We start from the raw sequence: 17,860 nt of genomic DNA, 5'->3' as shown, positions 1-17,860 counted from the left end.
ACGGCGATGACAATCACCTCTGACCGCGGCACCGCGACCTCGGGCCGGAACGCCTTCGGCGAGCCGACCGACCCCCACCTCCCCGGCGTGACCGTCCCGACCGGCTCCTCGACGCTCAGCGTCCGCGGGGCCCGGGTGCACAACCTCCGCAACGTCGACCTCGAGATCCCCCGTGACTCCCTCGTGGTGTTCACCGGCCTGTCCGGATCCGGCAAGTCGTCGCTGGCCTTCGACACGATCTTCGCCGAGGGCCAACGACGCTACGTCGAGTCCCTGTCCGCCTACGCGCGGCAGTTCCTCGGGCAGGTCGACCGGCCCGACGTCGACTTCATCGAAGGGCTGTCGCCCGCGGTGTCGATCGACCAGAAGTCGACGAACCGCAACCCGCGGTCGACGGTGGGCACGATCACCGAGGTCTACGACTACATGCGTCTGCTCTGGGCGCGCATCGGGGTGCCGCACTGCCCGACGTGCGGCGAGGTCATCAGCAAGCAGACCGTGCAGCAGATCGCCGACCAGCTCATGGAGTTCGAGTCCGGCACGCGCTTCCAGGTGCTCGCCCCGGTCATCTCCAAGAAGAAGGGCGAGTTCGTCGACCTCTTCCAGGAACTCGCGGCGTCCGGCTACGCCCGCGCGATCGTCGACGGTGAGCGCATCCAGCTCAGCGATCCGCCGAAGCTCAAGAAGCAGGTCAAGCACGACATCTCGGTGATCGTCGACCGTCTGGTGTCGAACGAGGACATCCTCGGTCGGCTCACCGACTCGCTCGAGACGGCACTGCGCCTGACCGGTGGCACCGTCGGCATCGACCTGGTCGACCACGACGGCCCCGGCGCCGTGCGCACCTACTCCGAGAACCTGTCGTGCCCGAACAACCACCCGCTCGCGCTGACCGAGATCGAGCCCCGCACGTTCTCGTTCAACGCGCCGTTCGGCGCCTGCCCGGAGTGCTCCGGGCTCGGCACGCGCATGTCGGTCGACCCGGACCTGGTGCTCGGCGACCCCGATGCCTCGCTGCGCGACGGCGTCCTGCTGCCCTGGACCGGAGCGAGCGGGCTGTACTCGTACTTCGAGAAGCTCCTCGCCGGCCTCGGCAAGGACCTCGGGTTCACGCTCGACACCCCGTGGAGCCAGCTCGACGCCTCAGTGCAGGCCGCGATCCTGACCGGCAAGGACTTCCAGGTGTCGGTCTCCTGGCGCAACCGGTTCGGCCGTGAGATGCGCTACACCAGCGGGTTCGAGGGCGTCATGCCCTACATCGAGCGCAAGTTCGCCGAGGCCGAGTCGGACTCGCAGCGCCAGCGCTTCCAGGGCTACCTGCGCGAGGTCCCGTGCCCGGTGTGCGACGGTACGCGCCTCAAGCCCGAGGTCCTGGCGGTCACGGTCGACGGCCGCAGCATCGCCGACGTCACCGACATGTCCCTCGACAACGCGTACGCGTTCATGGACACCCTGACCCTCACCGACCGCGAAGCGCACATCGCCGCGGCGGTCCTGCGTGAGATCCGGGCGCGCCTCGAGTTCCTGCTCGAGGTCGGCCTGAACTACCTGACCCTGGCGCGCGGCGCCGGCGGGCTGTCCGGTGGCGAAGCACAGCGCATCCGTCTCGCGACCCAGATCGGTTCCGGCCTGACCGGGGTGCTGTACGTGCTCGACGAGCCGAGCATCGGGCTGCACCAGCGGGACAACCGCCGCCTCATCGACACCCTGGTCAAGCTCAAGGACCTCGGCAACACCCTGATCGTCGTCGAGCACGACGAGGACACCATCCGCACGGCCGACTGGGTCGTCGACATCGGCCCCGGGGCCGGCGTCAACGGCGGCAACGTCGTGCACTCGGGCTCGTACGAGGGCATCATCGCGAACCGCGAGTCGGTGACGGGGGACTACCTCGCCGGCCGTCGTGCGATCGAGGTCCCGGCCGAGCGTCGCAAGGTCAACCTGAAGCGCACGATCAGCGTGCAGGGCGCACGGGCGAACAACCTGAAGACGATCGACGCCGACTTCCCGCTCGGGGTGTTCACCGCCGTCACCGGCGTGAGCGGGTCGGGCAAGTCCACCCTGGTCAACGACATCCTGTACAAGGTGCTCGCGAACCAGCTCAACGGCGCCCGGCACATCGCCGGCAAGCACACCCGCGTCAAGGGCCTCGACCAGCTCGACAAGGTCGTGCACGTCGACCAGGCACCGATCGGCCGCACGCCGCGGTCGAACCCGGCCACCTACACGGGTGTGTTCGACCGGATCCGGCAGCTGTTCGCCGAGACACCCGAGGCGAAGACCCGCGGCTACCAGCCCGGTCGGTTCAGCTTCAACGTGAAGGGCGGCCGGTGCGAGAACTGCTCCGGCGACGGCACGATCAAGATCGAGATGAACTTCCTGCCCGACGTCTACGTCGCGTGCGAAGTCTGCGGCGGTGCGCGCTACAACCGCGAGACGCTCCAGGTCCACTACAAGGGCAAGAGCATCTCCGAGGTCCTGGACATGCCGATCAGCGAGGCGGCCGAGTTCTTCGAACCGATCTCCGCGATCCACCGGTACATGGCGACGCTCGTCGACGTGGGCCTCGGGTACGTCCGTCTCGGCCAGAGCGCGACCACGCTCTCCGGCGGCGAGGCACAGCGCGTGAAGCTCGCCACCGAGCTGCAGCGCCGCTCGAACGGCCGGACCGTCTACGTGCTCGACGAGCCGACGACGGGTCTGCACTTCGAGGACGTCCGCAAGCTCCTCCTGGTGCTGCAGAGCCTGGTCGACAAGGGGAACACCGTCATCACGATCGAGCACAACCTCGACGTGATCAAGTCGGCCGACTGGGTCATCGACATGGGCCCAGAGGGCGGTGCCGGCGGCGGTACGGTGCTCGCGACCGGCACCCCGGAGCACGTCGCCGACGTGCCGGAGAGCTTCACGGGCGTCTTCCTGCGGGAGATCTTCGACGCGCAGGACGCCCGGGTCGGCAAGCAGCAGGCGGTCGAGGCCCGCACGGCGAGCCGACCGAAGAAGTCGACCAAGCAGAAGGCGGGTGCACGGTAGGTGGCGGACACCGTCCCGTGGCGCCCGAAGGCGGGGGAGATCCCGACCGACCCGGGCGTCTACCGCTGGCGTGACGAGGCCGGCCGGGTGCTCTACGTCGGCAAGGCGAAGAACCTCCGCGCCCGGCTGAGCAACTACTTCGCGCCGCTGCCGACGCTGCACGAACGCACCCGGCGGATGGTGCTGACGGCCCGCAGCGTCGAGTGGACGACGGTGGGCTCCGAGATCGAGGCACTGCAGCTCGAGTACACCTGGATCAAGGAGTTCGACCCGCCGTTCAACGTCAAGTTCCGCGACGACAAGTCGTACCCGTACATGGCGATCACCATGGCGGACGAGGCCCCACGGGTGATGGTGACGCGGAACCGGAAGATCAAGGGTGCGAAGTACTTCGGGCCGTACCCGAAGATCTGGGCGGTGCACGACACCATCGACCTGATGATCAAGGTGTTCCCGATCCGCACCTGCTCGGACTCGTCGTACAAGCGCGCGATGCAGACGGGCAAGCCCTGCTTCCCCGGGCAGATCGGCAAGTGCGGCGGTCCCTGCTCGCAGCGCGTCACCATCGAGGAGCACCGTGCGCTCGTCGAGGAGTTCGTGCGGTTCATGAACAGCTACGACCGCCGGGTGATCACCGAGCTGCGCCAGCGCATGGGCGCATCGGCCGATGCGATGCAGTACGAACAGGCCGCGAAGTTCCGCGACCAGGTCGAGTCGCTCGAGGCGGTGCTCGAGAAGTCCGCCGTGGTGCTCCGCGACTCGGTGGACCTCGACCTGTTCGGCATCGCCGAGGACGAACTCGCCGCCGCCGTCCAGCTGTTCTCGGTTCGTGGCGGGCGCATCCGCGGTGTCCGCGGGTGGGTCGTCGACAAGGAGCTCGACATCTCGACCGGTGACCTGGTCGAGCAGATCGTGCAGGGCGTCTACGCCGACAACGAGCTCACGCCGGCGGCCGTCGCCGAGGAGCCCCCGCGCGAGGTCGTGGTGCCGACCCTGCCCGAGGACGCCGACGCGCTGCAGCAGTGGCTCAGCGAACGGCGGGGCGGCCGCGGCACGAAGCTCAGCACGGCGCAGCGCGGTGACCGTGCCGGCCTGGCCCGCACGGCCGCGCAGAACGCTGCTCAGGCGCTGATGCTCTACAAGACGAAGCGGTCCGCCGACTACACGACGCGCTCCGCGGCCCTCGCCGACATCCAGGACGCCCTCGGCATGACCGAGGCCCCGCTCCGCATGGAGTGCTACGACATCTCGCACCTGCAGGGGACCAACGTCGTGGCGTCGATGGTGGTGTTCGAGGACGGCCTGCCCCGCAAGGACCAGTACCGCCGCTACACGATCGCCGAGACCACGGACGACACCGACAGCATGTACCAGGTGCTCACCCGGCGTCTGGCGCGCCTCGACGAGGACGCCGACCTGCCGGACGTCCCCGACGTGACGAGCGCCGAGGTGGTCGAGGGCTCCAAGCCCTCGAAGCGGTTCGCGTACCGGCCGCAACTCCTCATCGTCGACGGTGGACAACCCCAGGTGCAGGCCGCCAAGCGTGCGCTGGACGAAGCCGGGGTGCGTGACATCGCGTTGGTCGGCATCGCGAAGCGTCTCGAGGAGCTCTGGCTGCCCGACGACGACTTCCCGGTGATCATGCCGCGCAACTCCGAGGCGCTCTTCCTCATCCAGCGCATCCGTGACGAGGCACACCGGTTCGCGATCACGCACCAGCGCACCCGCCGCAAGCGCGACGTGCGGTCCCGGCTGTCGGAGATCCCCGGGCTCGGGCCGTCGCGGGTGAACGCGCTGCTCAAGCACTTCGGGTCCGTGGCACGGCTGCGCGAGGCCACGGCCGACGAGATCAGCGAGGTCAACGGCGTCGGGCCCGCGACCGCCGCGGCAGTCGTCACGAAGCTGCAGCAGACCCCGACGAGCGCGCCGGCCACCAGTGCGGCGAGCCCGACGAGCGCGCCGGAAGCCGAGACGGACCCCGCGGACCCCGCGGGCATCGCGGACGCTGCGCCGCTCCCAGGAGGCCCGGTGCGGGTCCCCGACGTGACCCACGACGGTCCGCAGCTGCCGAGGTGACGCATCCCGTGCCTCCCGACACCTGTCGGGCGATACCCTGGTCCCGCAGCCGAGACCTCCCCGGGCGACGCGCCCGGGCCGCCACGACGGAGCCCACTCCCAGATGACCGACAGCGCCACAGCGACCGCGCACGCGTCGCAGCACGACATCCTCATCGTCACCGGCATGTCCGGCGCCGGGCGTTCGACGGTCGGCAAGGCCCTCGAGGACCTCGGCTGGTACGTCGTCGACAACCTGCCGACGCAGATGCTGGCACCGCTCACCGAGCTGGCCGACCGCGCCGGCGAGAAGATCCCGAAGATCGCCACGGTCGTCGACGTCCGCGGCGGACGGTTCTTCACGGACCCGGAGCACGCGGTCGAACAGGTGCGGTCGACCACGTCCGCACGGGTCCGGGTGCTGTTCCTGGAAGCCACCGACGCCGTCCTGGTGCGGCGCTTCGAGCAGGTCCGACGGCCGCACCCGCTCCAGGGCGAGGACACCCTGCTCGACGGCATCGCGCGCGAGCGGACCCGGTTGGCCGGCCTGCGCGAAGCGTCCGACATGGTGATCGACACCTCGGACCTCAACATCCACCAGCTCGCGAACACCGTCACCGAGCAGTTCGCCGACGATCACTTCGTGGGTGTTCAGGTGACGCTCATGAGCTTCGGTTTCAAGTACGGACTGCCCGCCGACGCCGACATGGTGGCCGACGTCCGGTTCCTGCCGAACCCGTACTGGGTCCCGGAACTCCGGGCCCACACTGGCCTCGACCAGCCCGTCTCGGACTACGTCCTGGCCCAGGCCGGAGCCCGTCCGTTCGTCGATCGGTACGTCTCCGTGCTCGAGCCGGTGCTCGAGGGGTACCAGCGCGAGAACAAAAGACACGCTACGATCGCCATCGGCTGTACCGGCGGGAAGCACCGCTCGGTCGCCATCGTCGCCGAGTTGGCGAACCTCCTCCGCGGGATGCCTGGCGTCGCCGTGCGTGTGAAGAACCGAGATCTCGGCCGGGAGTGACCGTCCCTCCGGCCGCTCCCCACGCACGTGCCGCCGGAATCGCGGGACCACCAGATGAACGTTAGGAATGATGCTGTGCCGTTGACTGCCGAGGTCAAGGACGAACTGGCCAGGGTCGCCGTGAACCGCAACACGGTCCGCGCCGCCGAACTGGCCACGATCCTCCGGTTCGCGGGTGGCCTGCACGTCATCTCGGGCCGCATCGCGGTCGAGGTGGAGCTCGACACCCGGATCATCGTGCACCGGGTCCGCAAGGACCTCGCCGAGCTGTACGGCGTCCGCAGCGAGGCGTCGGTGGGTTCGTCCGCGTCGTCCCGTCGTGGCACCCGCTACCTGGTCCGCGTGCTCGAGGCGGGGGAGACGCTCGCACGCCAGACCGGTCTGATGGACGCCCGTCGTCGCCCCGTCCGCGGGCTGCCGAACCGGCTCACCACGGGCAACCGCGAGGACCTCGCCGCGATCTGGCGCGGTGCGTTCCTCGCCTCCGGCACCCTGACCGACCCGGGCCGGGCCGCAGCGCTCGAGGTCACGTGCCCCGGCAACGAGGCCGCCATGGCCCTCGTCGGTGCCGCGTCGCGTCTCGGCGTCGCCGCGAAGGGCCGCGAGGTCCGTGGCGTCCACCGCGTCGTCATCCGCGACGGCGAGGCCATCGGCCAGATGCTCACGGTGATGGGTGCGGCCCGCACCACCGCCGACTGGGAGGAGATGCGGCAGCGTCGCGAGGTCCGTGCGACCGCGAACCGCCTCGTCAACTTCGACGACGCCAACCTCCGCCGTTCGGCGCAGGCCGCCGTCGCCGCCTGCGCGCGCGTCGAGCGCGCGCTCGAGATCCTCGGCGACGAGGTCCCCGACCACCTGCAGTACGCCGGCGCGCTGCGCCTGCAGCACCGCGACGCGTCGCTCGACGAGCTCGGCCAGCACGCCGACCCGCCCATGACGAAGGACGCCATCGCCGGTCGCATCCGCCGACTCCTCGCCATGGCCGACAAGCGCGCGTCCGACCTCGGTATCCCCGGGACGGAAGCGAGCGTCCCCGAGGAGCTCGAGGGCGTCTGAGACGGGTCGTCCGACCTGCACGACGGGAGGCGCGGTGCCAGCTGGCACCGCGCCTCCCGTCCGTTCTGTGGGGGCGTCCACGGGCCGCACCGACGTCGTTCCGGACGTCGCGGACGACCGTCCGGACGGACCGTCACACCGCACTGCCTGGCAGGGTCCGACTGCTAGGGTCGTTACGGCGACGTTACGGGGCGTATCGTCCACCACACGCGGGCCCGACAGGGCCAGCGCCCTCCGAAAGCAGCGCCCCTCGGGCGCTCCACACCCAACAGGAGATCCATTGACCGTCAAGATCGGTATCAACGGCTTCGGCCGTATCGGCCGCAACTTCTTCCGGGCCGCCCTCGCGAAGGGCTCCGACCTCGAGATCGTGGCGGTGAACGACCTCACCGACAACGCCGCTCTGGCGAACCTGCTGAAGTTCGACTCCATCACGGGTCGTCTCGGCGTCTCCGTCGAGCTCGACGGCGACAACATCGTCGTCGACGGCAAGGCCATCAAGGTCCTCGCGGAGCGCGACCCCGCCAACCTCCCCTGGGGCGAGCTGGGCGTCGACATCGTCATCGAGTCGACCGGCTTCTTCACCAAGGCCGCCGATGCGCAGAAGCACATCGACGCGGGCGCCAAGAAGGTCATCATCTCCGCCCCGGCCACCGGTGACGACGTCACCATCGTCCTCGGCGTGAACGAGGACCAGTACGACCCGGCGAACCACAACATCATCTCGAACGCGTCCTGCACCACGAACAGCCTCGCGCCGCTCGCCAAGGTGTTCAACGACAAGTTCGGCATCGAGCGTGGTCTCATGACCACGATCCACGCCTACACCGCCGACCAGAACCTGCAGGACGGCCCGCACAAGGACCCCCGTCGTGCCCGTGCGGCCGCGCTGAACATCGTCCCGACCTCGACCGGTGCCGCCAAGGCCATCGGCCAGGTCATGCCGGAGCTCGCCGGCAAGCTCGACGGCTTCGCGCTCCGCGTCCCGGTCCCGACCGGCTCGATCACCGACCTCACCCTCGAGACCAAGTCCGAGGTCACCGTCGACGAGATCAACGCCGCGTACAAGGAGGCCGCAGAGGGCCCGCTCAAGGGCATCCTGCTCTACAGCGAGGACCCGCTGGTGTCGACCGACATCACGACGGACCCGCACTCCTCGATCTACGACTCCGGCCTGACCAAGGTCATCGGCGGTCTCGTGAAGATCACCTCGTGGTACGACAACGAGTGGGGCTACTCGAACCGTCTCGTCGACCTGACCGAGTACGTCGGCGAGCGTCTGTAACACATGGCCCTCCGCACCCTCGAGGACCTCGGCGACCTCGCCGGCAAGCGCGTCGTCGTCCGTTGTGACCTGAACGTCCCGCTCAAGGACGGCACGATCACGGACGACGGCCGCGTGCGGGCGTCCCTGACGACCCTCAACACCCTCATCACCGCCGGCGCACGCGTCATCGTGATCTCCCACCTGGGCCGCCCCGACGGGGAACCCAAGCCGGAGTTCTCGCTCGCGCCGGTCGGCCAGCGGCTCTCCGAGCTGCTCGGCAAAGAGCTCACGTTCGTCGGCGAGACCGTCGGCGACGAGGCGACCGCAGCCGCCGAGGCCCTCGAGGACGGTGACGTCCTGCTGCTCGAGAACCTCCGGTTCAACCCGGAGGAGACCTCGAAGGACGCAGCCTCGCGCTCCGCGTTGGCGGACCGCATCGCAGCACTCGGTGACGCGTTCGTCTCCGACGGCTTCGGTGTCGTGCACCGCAAGCAGGCCTCGGTCTACGAGCTCGCGTCCGCGCTGCCCAGCGCAGCCGGTTCGCTCATCGAGACCGAACTGCGGGTGCTCGAGCGCCTGACCACCTCGCCGGAACGGCCGTACACGGTCGTGCTCGGCGGGTCGAAGGTCAGCGACAAGCTCGGCGTCATCGACCACATCCTGCCCAAGGTCGACACGCTGTGCATCGGCGGCGGCATGCTCTTCACCTTCCTCGCGGCCCAGGGCCACGGGGTGGCGAAGTCGCTGCTCGAAGCCGACCAGCTCGACGTCGTCCGCGAGTACCTCTCGCGGGCGAAGGAGCTCGGCGTGACGATCGACCTGCCGACCGACGTCGTGGTGGCCTCCGGGTTCTCCGCCGACGCGGCGCACGAGACGGTGGCGGCCGACGCGATCGAATCGTCGTCGTTCGGCACCGACGGCATCGGCCTCGACATCGGCCCGGAGACGGCGGCGCGGTTCGCGTCGGCGGTGTCCGGTTCGAAGACGGTGTTCTGGAACGGTCCGATGGGCGTGTTCGAGTTCCCGGCCTTCGCCGCCGGCACGAAGACCGTCGCCAAGGCCCTGACCGAGGTCGACGGCCTCGGTGTGGTCGGCGGTGGCGACTCCGCCGCTGCGGTCCGCTCGCTCGGCTTCTCGGACGACCAGTTCGGGCACATCTCGACCGGTGGCGGTGCGAGCCTCGAGTTCCTCGAGGGCAAGTCGCTTCCCGGTCTCGAAGCACTGGGGTGGTCCGCATGACCCGCACGCCGCTCATCGCCGGGAACTGGAAGATGAACCTGGACCACCTCCAGGCCATCGCCACGGTCCAGAAGCTCGCGTGGACCCTGAAGGACGCCCGCCACGACTTCGACGACGTCGAGGTCGCGGTGTTCCCGCCCTTCACCGACCTGCGGAGCGTGCAGACGCTCATCTCGGCCGACAAGCTGCCGATCCACTTCGGTGCGCAGGACCTGTCGCAGTACGACTCCGGTGCCTACACCGGCGACGTCTCCGGCGCGTTCCTGTCGGCGCTCGACGCGCAGTACGTCATCGTCGGACACTCCGAGCGGCGCACGCTGCACGGTGAAACCGACGAGGTCGTCGCGGCCAAGACCGCCGCGGCCGTCAAGCACGGCCTCGTGCCGGTCGTCTGCGTCGGCGAGACCGGCGAGCAGCGCGAACAGCGCGGCGCCGGCGTCGTGCCGGTCGAGCAGCTCCGCGTCGTGCTCGACGCCGTGCAGCCGTCCGACATCGTCGTCGCCTACGAGCCCGTCTGGGCGATCGGTTCCGGCCAGGCGGCCACTGCCGAGCAGGCGCAAGACGAGTGCGCCGCGATCCGTCGCGGCATCGCTGCTGCCTGGGGTGACCAGGCCGCTGCCGACACGCGCGTCCTGTACGGCGGTTCGGTCAAGTCCGGCAACATCGCCGGGTTCCTCCGTGAGCCCGACATCGACGGCGCCCTCGTCGGCGGCGCATCCCTCGACGTGCAGGAGTTCGCGGCGATCGCCCGGTTCCGCCAGCACGTCGGGCTGTAGCAACACCTGCTGGCGTCGGGCTGTAGTCCGCACCACTCCCGTCCGTGTACCGGCCGTGCCCCGCGCGGCCGGTACACTGGTACGGCTGACTGACACGAAAGGTACGTCGTGGCGATACTCTCCGTCGTGCTGCAGGTCCTGCTCGCAATCACGAGCCTCCTGCTCACGCTCCTCATCCTCCTGCACAAGGGCCGCGGTGGCGGCCTCTCCGACATGTTCGGTGGCGGCGTGACGAGCAACCTCGGGGCGTCCGGCGTCGCCGAGCGCAACCTCAACCGCATCACGGTGATCCTCGGTCTGGTCTGGATCGTCTCCATCATCGTGCTCGGTCTCATCAACAAGTTCACGGCGGGGGTCTGATCCATGGCTAGCGGAGGCAGTGCAATCCGAGGGTCCCGCGTCGGCGCAGGACCGATGGGCGAGCAGGACCGTGGGGTCCAGGCCGAGCGTGTGGCGATCTCGTACTGGGACGCCCTCGGCAACGAGGTCGTGCGGTACTTCGCCGCCAACCTGCCGGACGAAGAGATCCCCGAGACGGTCGATTCGCCGTCGAGCGGGCTCCCCGCCGGGCGCGACAAGGAGAACCCTCCCGTGGTCTCCAAGACGGAGCCCTACAAGACGCACCTCGCGTACGTGAAGGAGCGTCGTACCGAGGAAGAGGCAGCGCAGCTCCTCGAGGACGCGCTCCAGCAGCTCCGCGAGCGTCGCGGTACCGCCGCCAAGAAGGCGTAGCGCGCACACTGACGAAGGCCCCCACACCGTGATGGTGTGGGGGCCTTCGTGCGTCGCCGATGACGGACGCTCTGCCGAGGTGTGCCACGAGACGCCGAGCGCGCGTCCCGCCGGGGCTCCACGACACGCCGCGTGCGTTCCGCGGAAGTTCCACGACCTGCCGCGTCCGCCTCGCCGAGGTTCCACGGCCAGCCGGTACGAGCGCCGAGGTTCCGAAATCTCGCGACCTGGGGGAGGGAGCGCGATCGGCGCGGGAAGCGCGGCGTGCTCGCTCGAGGCGCCGGCAGCCCAATGGTGTGGGCGTCTCGAGGTTCCACGACATGCCGCGTGCTCTCCGCCGAGGTTCCACGGGCAGCCGGTGCGATCGCCGAGATGCCGAGATTTCGGAACCTCGGGGGCAGGGGGGCGACAGGGAAACAGACGGGAGGCCCGGTGCCAGCTGGCACCGGGCCTCCCGTCAGGCAGGACGCTTGTCTAGTACGTCGACGCGATGAGGTTCTCGGGGACGTCGCGCGCTGCGTCCTGGTCCACGAAGAAGACGGTGCGCTTGCGACCCTGGACACCGCCGACGGGGACGTCCTCGACGGAGGCGCCCGCCAGGGCGAGTCCGAGGACCGACGCCTTCTCGGCACCGGACAGGATGACCCACACGCGCTGCGAGGCGTTGATCACCGGGTAGGTGACCGTCAGACGCTGCGGCGGCGGCTTGGGGGAGTCGTCGACCGACACGACGGCGCGGTCGGTGACCGTGAGCTGCGGGAACTCGGGGAAGAGCGACGCGGTGTGCCCGTCGGGGCCGACACCGAGCAGCGTGATGTCGAAGCGCGGAGCGACGGCACCCTCGTACGCGGCGTCCTGCAGCTCGCGCTCGTACTGTAGCGCGGCCGCTTCGATGTCGATGCCGGCGTCGGAGGCGGGCATCGGGTGGATGTTCGACTCCGGGATGTCGACGTGGTCGAAGAAGTCGGTCTGCGTCCCCGTGGTGTTGCGGTCGGCGTCACCTGCCGGCACCCAGCGCTCGTCGACCCACCAGACGTGGACCTTCGACCAGTCGACGCTCTCGCGCGCCGGCGACTGGCCGATCGCGGCGAGGACGAGGGACGACACCGAGCCACCGCTGATCGCGATGTCGGCCCGCTCCTGCTCGTCGAGCACGTCGATGATCTTGGTGATGAAGCGTGCGGCGACCGAAGCGCCGAGGGCCTGCTTGTCCGGGTGCACGAGCACCCGCCGTTCGTTGGTCACGTGACTCCCGTGTTCGTGGCGGCCGACCGGTCGTACGACCGCCTTCGGTCCGGTCGGGCCGCCTGCACCAGACAGGCGGCCCGACCGTTGTGGGGTGCTCAGCGGGCGATGGTCTCGCGCAGCTGGGGCACCCCGTGCTTGACGACGTCTCCGAAGAGGACGTCCGGGTCGAGTCTACGGAGTTCCTCGGCCAGGCAGTCACGCAGGTTGCGGCGTGGCAGCGACAGGTCGTGCGTGGGCTGACCGGGCATCGAGAGCGTTGCGACGTCCACCAGGGAACGCTCGAGGTCGATGGTCCCGGACTCGCGCACGAGCTTGACGCCGTGGATGCCGCTCGAGCCGGTCGCACGCGGCGACGTGGTGACCGTCACCGGCACCTCGAGCTGGAGCTGCAGCCACGCGGCGAGCAGGATCGTCGACGGGCTGTCCGACGCGCCCGTGACCTCGACGCCGGTGATCGGCTCGTACGGCGGCTGGTCGAGCGCCGCGGCGAGCTGGTTCCGCCACAGGGTCAGTCGGGTCCACGCGAAGTCGGTGTCGCCCGGCACGTACGAGGCACCGAGGGCCTCGATCGCGCCGTTCGGGTCCTTCTGCGCGGCGGCGTCGGTGATCCGGCGCTGGGCGATGCGGCCCAGTGCCGAGGCCGACGGCTGCGACGGCGCGGTCTGCGGCCACCAGGCCACGACCGGAGCGTCCGGCAGGAGCAGGCCCGTGACCAGGCTCTCCTCGTCGGTCGCGGTCTCGCCGTAGGCACGGAGGACGATGACCTCGCTGGCGCCCGCGTCGCTGCCCACGCGGATCTGCGCGTCGAGACGGCCGGGCGACTTCGTGTCACCGTCGTTCTTCGACACGATGATCACGCGCATCGGGTGCTCGCGGGACGCCTCGTTCGCAGCCTCGATCGCTTCTTCCTCGTGCCCGAGGGCGGTCGAGATGATCAGCGTCAGGACACGACCGAGGGCGACGGCGCCGCCCTCCTCGCGGATGTGGACGAGCTTCTTCTGGATCTTCGAGACCGTGGTGTTCGGCAGGTCGATCTTCATGGACGCCTCCAGGTCCGGCCGTCGCGGGCGAGCAGGGCATCGGCGGACGCCGGACCCCACGTGCCGGGACGGTACTGCTCGGGCTGGCCCTGCGTGGCCCAGAACTCCTCGATCGGGTCGAGGATCTTCCAGGACAGCTCGACCTCCTGGTGCCGCGGGAACAGCGGCGGGTCACCGAGGAGCACGTCGAGGATGAGTCGCTCGTACGCCTCGGGGGACGCCTCGGTGAAGGCGTGGCCGTAGCCGAAGTCCATCGTCACGTCGCGCACCTGGGTACCGACGCCGGGGACCTTCGAGCCGAACCGGAGCGTGACGCCCTCGTCCGGCTGGACACGGATGACGAGCGCGTTCTGACCGAGGGGGGACTGCGAGTTGCCGTAGACGTCCTCGGGGACGCGCTTGAAGACGATCGCGATCTCGGTCACCCGACGGCCGAGCCGCTTGCCGGCGCGCAGGTAGAACGGGACGCCCTGCCAGCGACGGGTCGCGATGTCGAGCTTGATCGCCGCGTACGTCTCGGTGCCGGACTCGGGGTTCATCCCGGCCTCGTCGAGGAAGCCGAGCACCTTCTCGCCGCCCTGCCAGCCGCCGGCGTACTGCCCGCGCGCCGTGGCGGTCGACAGGTCCTCGGGCAGCCGCACGGCGGACAGCACCTTCTCCTTCTCGGCGCGCAGGTCGGCGGCCTTGAACGAGACGGGCTCCTCCATCGCGGTGAGCGCGAGGAGCTGCAGCAGGTGGTTCTGGATGACGTCGCGCGCCGCGCCGATGCCGTCGTAGTACGCGGCACGTCCGGCTACGCCGATGTCCTCGGCCATCGTGATCTGGACGTGGTCGACGTAGTTCGAGTTCCAGATGGGTTCGTACATCTGGTTCGCGAACCGGAGCGTCAGCAGGTTCTGGACGGTCTCCTTGCCGAGGTAGTGGTCGATGCGGAACACGTCGTCGGGCGCGAAGACGCTCTCGACGATCGCGTTCAGCTCGCGCGCGGTGCGGAGGTCGGAGCCGAACGGCTTCTCGACGACGACGCGGCTCCACGAACCCTCGCGCTTCGCGGTGAGGCCGGACAGCTTCAGCTGCTCGGTCACCACCGGGAACATCTTCGGCGGGATGGACAGGTAGAACGCGTGGTTGCCCAGCGTCCCGCGCTCGGCGTCCAGGTCGTCGACGGTCTGCTTGAGCTGCAGGAACGCCTCAGGGTCGTCGAACGAGCCCTGGACGAAGCGGATGCCCTGTTCGAGCTGACGCCAGACGTCCTCGTCGAACGGGGTGCGGGAGTGCTCCTTGACGGCGTCGTGCACGAGCTGGGAGAAGTCTTGGTCCTCCCAGTCGCGACGGGCGAACCCGACGAGCGCGAACCCCGGGGGCAGGAGCCCCCGGTTGGCCAGGTCGTAGACCGCCGGCATCAGCTTCTTGCGTGACAGGTCGCCCGTCACGCCGAAGATGATGAGCGTGCTCGGTCCCGCGATCCGGTTCAGTCGACGATCCGTCGGCAGCCGGAGCGGGTTGTGCTCCGGGGTGATTGCCACCGGTGACATGAGTCGGTGAACTCCTTACGAGTCAGTGGGAGACGGCGGAGGCGATGGCCGCGGTGGCGGCGCGCACGTCCGACGTCGTGAGGGTGAGGACCGGGCGGCCGTGCTGCGCGAGGACACTCGCGTCACCGGCTGCCTGGGCCTGGAGGAGCTGGCCGAACGTGAACGGCCGGCCCGGGATCGCCAGGTCGTCCGGTTCGTCCGCCACGATCTGCAGGAACACTCCCGTGGCGGGGCCGCCCTTGTGGTACTGCCCGGTCGAGTGCAGGAACCGCGGGCCGTACCCGAAGGTGACCGGCCGACGCGTGCGCGCCGCCAGGGCGTCGCGGAGCGTCTCGAGGTCACGGTTCGTGGTGCGGTCGACGTACGCCTGCACCGCCACGTAGCCGGTGGCGTCCAGTTCGGACAGGAGGCCCGTCACGGCTTCTGCGAGCGTCGTCCCGACCGGCAGTCCCGGCGTCGCGGAGACGGCGATGCCGTCCTCGGTGAACGCGGGTTCCGCAGGCGCGGGACGGTCGTCGAGCAGCGCACGGGTCGCGACCTTGGCGGCCTCGACGTCGGGCTGGTCGAACGGGTCGATGCCGAGCAGACGCCCGGCGACCGCGACGGCGTACTCCCAGACGAGGATCTGACCACCGAGCGTCCCGGTGATCTCGACCTCGCCCTCGGCGACGTGGCGCTCGTCCTCGCGCGAACCGACGAGGCGGATGACCTGGACGTCCGGCAGGGCTGCGGAGACCTCGGGGGAGTCGGCGTGTAGCACGACGGGCAGCAGGCCACGTCCGCTCTTGCCGGTCGACTCCGCGATCAGCTGTTCCACCCAGTCGCCGAACCCGACGATGTGGGTGCCGTCCGGGACGATGGCGATCTTGTCGCGCAGCGGGTCGGTGCCGGCGAGGACCGCACCGAGCACGAGCCCGGGGTTCTCGTCGAGGTCGACCGACAGCAGCGCGGAGATCGCGTCGGCCTCGTCCAGCAGCTCGGCGATGTCCGCTCCGGCGAGACCGGAGGGCACCAGCCCGAATGCGGTGAGGGCCGAGTAGCGGCCGCCGACGGTCGGGTCGGCGGTGAAGACCCGGTAGCCGGCGTCGATCGCGGCGGCCTCGAGCGCAGAGCCCGGGTCGGTGACGACGACGATGCGGCCGGTGGGGTCGATGCCCGCGTCACGGAACGCCTGCTCGTAGACGCGGCGTTGGGAGTCGGTCTCGAGCGTGGAGCCGGACTTCGACGAGACGACGAGCACGGTGCGCTCGAGGTCCGTCGTGACGGCGGCGCGGACCTGCGCGGGGTCGGTCGAGTCGAGCACCGTCAGCGGGACGCCGGCGGTGCGCGTGATGACCTCCGGCGCGAGCGACGAGCCGCCCATGCCGGCGAGGACGACGTGGTCGACCCCTTCGGCACGGAGCGACTCGCGCAGCGCGGTGATCTGGGCGACGAGGGGGCGGGAGACCGAGACGGCCTCCACCCAGCCGAGGCGCTCGGACGCCTCGGCCTCTGCGTCCGGTCCCCACAGCTCGGGGTCCTGGGCGGTGATGCCCGAGGCCACCAGGTCAGCGACGAGCCGCGGGACCACCGAGTCGATGGCCCGCGCGGCATCGCCGCTGGCAGCGATGGAAACCGTCACTACTTGGCGCCCTCGAGCGCGGTCTTCACGGTGTCGACGAGCTCGCCCCACGAGACGTTGAACTTGTCCACGCCCTCCTTCTCGAGCAGCGCCACGACGTCGTCGTAGTCGATGCCCTGCGCGGCGAGCTGGTCGAGGACCTGCTGCGCGGCGTCGAAGGTGCCGGCGATGGCGTCGCCGTGGATCTCACCGTGGTCGAACGTGGCGTCGAGCGTCTTGCCCGGCATCGTGTTCACGGTGTTCGGAGCGGCGAGCTCGGTCACGTAGAGCGTGTCGGGCAGCGACGGGTCCTTGACGCCGGTCGAGGCCCAGAGCGGACGCTGCGTGTTCGCACCGGCCTCGAGCAGGCCGAGGGCGCGCTCGGAGGCGAACGCCTCGGTCCAGACCTGGTAGGCGAGCTGCGCGTTGGCGATGCCGGCCTTCGACTTCAGGGCCTTGGCCTCGTCGGTGCCGACGGCGTCCAGGCGCTTGTCGATCTCGGAGTCGACGCGCGACACGAAGAACGAGGCGACCGAGTGGATCTTCGACAGGTCGTGGCCGGCGGCCTTGGCCTTCTCGAGCCCACCGAGGTAGGCGTCGATGACGGCGCGGTAGCGCTCGAGCGAGAAGATCAGGGTGACGTTCACCGAGATGCCCGCGCCGATGACCTCGGTGATGGCCTCGAGGCCTTCGACCGTTGCGGGGATCTTGATGAGGACGTTCTCGCGACCGACCTTCTCGAACAGGAACTTGGCCTGCTCGATGGTCTTGGCGGTCTCGTGGGCGAGACCCGGCTCGACCTCGATCGAGACGCGGCCGTCGAAGCCCTTGGTCTCGTCGTAGATCGGCTTGAACAGGTCGGACGCGTTGGCGACGTCCTGCGTCGTGATCTCGAAGATCGCGTCGGTGAGCTCGGTGCCGGCGGCGGCCAGCTCCTTGACCTGTGCGTCGTAGCGCTCGCCCTTGGCGAGGGCCGACGCGAAGATGGTCGGGTTCGTGGTGACGCCGACGACGTTCTTCTGCTCGATGAGCTCGGTGAGCTTGCCGGTCTCGAGGAGCTCGCGGGACAGGTCGTCGAGCCAGATGCTCACGCCGACCGCGGAGAGGGCGGCAGTGGGGGTGTTCTCAGCCATGTGTTTCTCTTCTTTCCTTCATCGGCCTGGTGGCCGGGGTCTGGGGGACCGGGGGCGCGTGGCGGAGCCGAACCGCGCCTCCCGGCAGAAGGGCCGGATCCGGCGAACCGGACCCGGCCCCT

At 69.7% G+C, this 17,860-nt stretch carries 14 protein-coding genes; 9 read left to right on the top strand and 5 right to left on the bottom strand.

Translation table 11 applies throughout. The features are described from left to right. Positions 1 to 6 precede the first annotated feature (6 nt). The 9 genes from uvrA (at position 7) to DEJ14_RS10140 (ending at position 11,182) form a co-directional block, all read left to right on the top strand. Positions 7 to 3,033, top strand: coding sequence for an excinuclease ABC subunit UvrA (uvrA, locus tag DEJ14_RS10180; RefSeq protein ID WP_258373163.1), 3,027 nt, complete (start codon positions 7 to 9; stop codon positions 3,031 to 3,033). Then, on the top strand, positions 3,034 to 5,109 hold the full coding sequence (gene uvrC / locus DEJ14_RS10175; protein ID WP_111083955.1) for an excinuclease ABC subunit UvrC: 2,076 nt from the start codon (positions 3,034 to 3,036) through the stop codon (positions 5,107 to 5,109). 103 nt (positions 5,110 to 5,212) lie between these two features. Further along, the gene (gene rapZ, locus DEJ14_RS10170) at positions 5,213 to 6,112 is read left to right on the top strand and encodes an RNase adapter RapZ (protein WP_111083956.1); all 900 of its coding nucleotides are present in this window, start codon (positions 5,213 to 5,215) and stop codon (positions 6,110 to 6,112) included. 75 nt (positions 6,113 to 6,187) lie between these two features. After that, a complete protein-coding gene (gene whiA, locus DEJ14_RS10165) occupies positions 6,188 to 7,168 on the top strand; it encodes a DNA-binding protein WhiA (protein WP_111083957.1) in 981 nt (326 codons plus the stop codon). Between the two features lie 280 nt (positions 7,169 to 7,448). Next, positions 7,449 to 8,453: a type I glyceraldehyde-3-phosphate dehydrogenase gene (gene gap, locus DEJ14_RS10160; RefSeq protein WP_111083958.1), complete on the top strand. Its 1,005-nt coding sequence runs from the start codon at positions 7,449 to 7,451 to the stop codon at positions 8,451 to 8,453. Between the two features lie 3 nt (positions 8,454 to 8,456). Next, positions 8,457 to 9,674 (top strand): phosphoglycerate kinase, encoded by a 1,218-nt coding sequence (locus DEJ14_RS10155; protein WP_111083959.1) that lies wholly within the window; start codon positions 8,457 to 8,459, stop codon positions 9,672 to 9,674. Further along, entirely contained in the window at positions 9,671 to 10,450 is a 780-nt protein-coding gene (tpiA, locus tag DEJ14_RS10150; protein WP_111084168.1) for a triose-phosphate isomerase, read from the top strand. The genes DEJ14_RS10155 and tpiA overlap by 4 nt, the downstream gene beginning before the upstream one ends. Positions 10,451 to 10,558: 108 nt before the next feature. Beyond that, positions 10,559 to 10,810, top strand: coding sequence for a preprotein translocase subunit SecG (gene secG, locus DEJ14_RS10145; protein ID WP_017887256.1), 252 nt, complete (start codon positions 10,559 to 10,561; stop codon positions 10,808 to 10,810). A gap of 3 nt (positions 10,811 to 10,813) precedes the next feature. Then, positions 10,814 to 11,182, top strand: coding sequence for an RNA polymerase-binding protein RbpA (locus DEJ14_RS10140; RefSeq protein ID WP_027465686.1), 369 nt, complete (start codon positions 10,814 to 10,816; stop codon positions 11,180 to 11,182). A gap of 474 nt (positions 11,183 to 11,656) precedes the next feature. Here the strand turns inward: DEJ14_RS10140 and pgl are convergent, their stop codons facing one another. The 5 genes from pgl to tal form a co-directional block, all read right to left on the bottom strand. Continuing rightward, positions 11,657 to 12,427 carry a 6-phosphogluconolactonase gene (gene pgl, locus DEJ14_RS10135; RefSeq protein WP_111083960.1) on the bottom strand — a complete coding sequence of 257 codons (771 nt, stop codon included), beginning with the start codon at positions 12,425 to 12,427 and terminating at the stop codon, positions 11,657 to 11,659. Between the two features lie 98 nt (positions 12,428 to 12,525). After that, the gene (locus DEJ14_RS10130) at positions 12,526 to 13,470 is read right to left on the bottom strand and encodes a glucose-6-phosphate dehydrogenase assembly protein OpcA (protein ID WP_111083961.1); all 945 of its coding nucleotides are present in this window, start codon (positions 13,468 to 13,470) and stop codon (positions 12,526 to 12,528) included. Beyond that, entirely contained in the window at positions 13,467 to 15,005 is a 1,539-nt protein-coding gene (gene zwf / locus DEJ14_RS10125; protein ID WP_111083962.1) for a glucose-6-phosphate dehydrogenase, read from the bottom strand. The genes DEJ14_RS10130 and zwf overlap by 4 nt, the downstream gene beginning before the upstream one ends. A gap of 22 nt (positions 15,006 to 15,027) precedes the next feature. Continuing rightward, positions 15,028 to 16,626, bottom strand: coding sequence for a phosphoglucose isomerase-related protein (locus DEJ14_RS10120; RefSeq protein ID WP_111083963.1), 1,599 nt, complete (start codon positions 16,624 to 16,626; stop codon positions 15,028 to 15,030). Then, positions 16,626 to 17,738 (bottom strand): transaldolase, encoded by a 1,113-nt coding sequence (gene tal, locus DEJ14_RS10115; protein WP_111083964.1) that lies wholly within the window; start codon positions 17,736 to 17,738, stop codon positions 16,626 to 16,628. The genes DEJ14_RS10120 and tal overlap by 1 nt, the downstream gene beginning before the upstream one ends. Positions 17,739 to 17,860: the final 122 nt, after the last annotated feature.

This window comes from Curtobacterium sp. MCJR17_020 (assembly GCF_003234365.2).
Classification (GTDB): Bacteria; Actinomycetota; Actinomycetes; order Actinomycetales; family Microbacteriaceae; genus Curtobacterium.
Note: the sequence above shows the minus strand (reverse complement) of the source record. Positions and strands in the feature narration are given on the sequence as shown.

Excerpts from the sequence above, each read along its gene's own strand:
- uvrA (WP_258373163.1), top strand. The coding sequence starts at position 7 with ATGACAATCACCTCTGACCGCGGCACCGCGACCTCGGGCCGGAACGCC.
- rapZ (WP_111083956.1), top strand. The coding sequence starts at position 5,213 with ATGACCGACAGCGCCACAGCGACCGCGCACGCGTCGCAGCACGACATC.
- DEJ14_RS10155 (WP_111083959.1), top strand. The coding sequence starts at position 8,457 with ATGGCCCTCCGCACCCTCGAGGACCTCGGCGACCTCGCCGGCAAGCGC.
- tpiA (WP_111084168.1), top strand. The coding sequence starts at position 9,671 with ATGACCCGCACGCCGCTCATCGCCGGGAACTGGAAGATGAACCTGGAC.
- DEJ14_RS10140 (WP_027465686.1), top strand. The coding sequence starts at position 10,814 with ATGGCTAGCGGAGGCAGTGCAATCCGAGGGTCCCGCGTCGGCGCAGGA.
- DEJ14_RS10130 (WP_111083961.1), bottom strand. The coding sequence starts at position 13,470 with ATGAAGATCGACCTGCCGAACACCACGGTCTCGAAGATCCAGAAGAAG.
- zwf (WP_111083962.1), bottom strand. The coding sequence starts at position 15,005 with ATGTCACCGGTGGCAATCACCCCGGAGCACAACCCGCTCCGGCTGCCG.
- tal (WP_111083964.1), bottom strand. The coding sequence starts at position 17,738 with ATGGCTGAGAACACCCCCACTGCCGCCCTCTCCGCGGTCGGCGTGAGC.